2 protein-coding genes are annotated in these 1,821 nt (G+C 71.3%); both read left to right on the top strand.

Annotated elements, in window-relative coordinates; translation table 11 throughout:
* Positions 1–1,431, top strand: a 1,431-nt coding sequence (locus B8460_RS20150; RefSeq protein ID WP_048863414.1) for a patatin-like phospholipase family protein, incomplete at its 5' end; no start/stop codon positions are given.
* An 18-nt stretch (positions 1,432–1,449) separates the two neighbouring features.
* Positions 1,450–1,821, top strand: a 372-nt coding sequence (locus B8460_RS20145; RefSeq protein ID WP_048863413.1) for a MazG family protein, incomplete at its 3' end; no start/stop codon positions are given.

Here is a 1,821-nt window from a genome sequence, read left to right as displayed (position 1 = left end):
ACGGGGTGCGCGTCGTGGCTGGTCGCCGACACGACACCGCTGCCGCGCGACAAGCTGGAGCAGCCGGGGGCGGAGCGCATCTCGCGCGGCGGCTACCGCGCCGACACGCTGCCGGCGCCGGCCGACGCGCCGGATCTGCTGGCCCTCGTCGCGTTTTCCGGCGGCGGCAAGCGGTCGGCCTCGTTCGGCTATGGCGCGCTCACCGGCATGCGCGACGTGATGGTGCAGACGCGCAACGGGCCGCGGCCGCTGCTGGATCTGCTGACCGGCATGTCCGGCGTCTCCGGCGGCAGCTTCCCGGCGGCCTATTACGGCCTGTACCGCGACAAGACGTTCCAGACGTTCAAGGACGATTTCCTCTACCGCGATTTCGACGCCTATATCTGGGGCATCTATCTGCTGCCCTGGCACTGGGCGTGGCTGGTGCAGCCGGGCATCGGCACCAACGACTACATGGACCGCATCTATGACCAGACGATGTTCCATGGCGCCAAATACAGCGACCTGCAGCGGCGCGGCCGGCCGCTGGTCGCGAGCGGGGCGACGGACATCTCGTACGGCATGCCGATCCTGTTCACGCAGGAAACCTTCGACCTGATCTGCTCCGACCTGTCGGCCTTTCCGCTGTCGCGCGCGGTCGCGGCGTCGAACGGATTTCCGGGCCTGTTTTCCCCGGTCACCCTGACGAACCGGGCCAAGGCCTGCGGCGGCCGCACGCCCGGCTGGGTGCGGCGCGTGACGCCCGAGCAGTTCCACGACCCGCTGTCGCGCATCGGCGTCGCGGCGCACGACGCGGACCGCTATCTCGACGCCAACCGGACGGAATACCTGCATCTGTCGGACGGCGGCGTGGCCGACAACCTCGCCCTGCGCGGGGCGGCGAGCGTGATGCGGTCGCTGTCGGCGAGCGACTTGCGCAGCCGCGGCTACACGCATGTCCGCCGCCTCCTGGTGCTCAGCATCGACGGCCAGGGCGCGCAGGACGATTCGATCGCCCGACGCAAGGAGAAGGCAGGGCTGCTCTCGATCATCGGTCTGGTCAGCGGCGGGCAGATCGACAACTACAATTTCGAGACGCTGATCGCGGTCAACCAGCTCGTGGGCACGCTCGGCGACCGGCTGCGCGCGGCGCGCTGCGCCGAGGCGCCACGCATCGACGGCGTGCGCTGCGACGACGTGCAGGCGACGATGATCCACATCTCGCTGCGCGGCCTGCCGCCCTCGCCGGAAAACGCCGCGCTGGACGCGATCCCGACCGGGCTGACGATCCCGGCCGAGGATGTTGACCGGCTGATCCGCGCGGGCCATGACGCGGTCACCGGATCGGCGGCGCTGCGGGCCTTCATCGCGGCCTATCCGCCGGCCCCGGCGCCGCCGGACCGCCGGGTGACCGCGTCCGCGGACGCGCCGCCGGTGACGCCCACACGCTGACCGCCCCACGGAGTTCGCATGACCGCCGAAGCCGAATTGCGCCGCCTGCTCGACGTGATGGCGGCCCTGCGCGACCCCGACCACGGCTGCCCGTGGGACCGGGCGCAGAGCTTCGCGACCATCGCCCCCTATACGATCGAGGAAGCCTACGAGGTCGCCGACGCGATCGCCGCCGGCGACACGGACGCGTTGCGCGACGAACTCGGCGACCTGCTGTTCCAGGTCGTCTATCACGCCCGCCTCGCCGAGGAGGACGGCGCCTTCGCCTTCGCCGACGTCGCGGCGACGATCGCCGACAAGATGGTGCGCCGCCATCCGCATGTCTTCGGCGACGCGGCGGGGCGCGACGCGGGAGCGGTGCGCGGGTCGTGGGAGGCGCAGAAGGCGGCC

This window comes from Acidisphaera rubrifaciens HS-AP3, assembly GCF_000964365.1.
Lineage (GTDB): Bacteria > Pseudomonadota > Alphaproteobacteria > Acetobacterales > Acetobacteraceae > Acidisphaera > Acidisphaera rubrifaciens.
The sequence above is the reverse complement of the archived record's forward strand: the minus strand, read 5'-3'. Positions and strand labels throughout refer to the sequence as shown.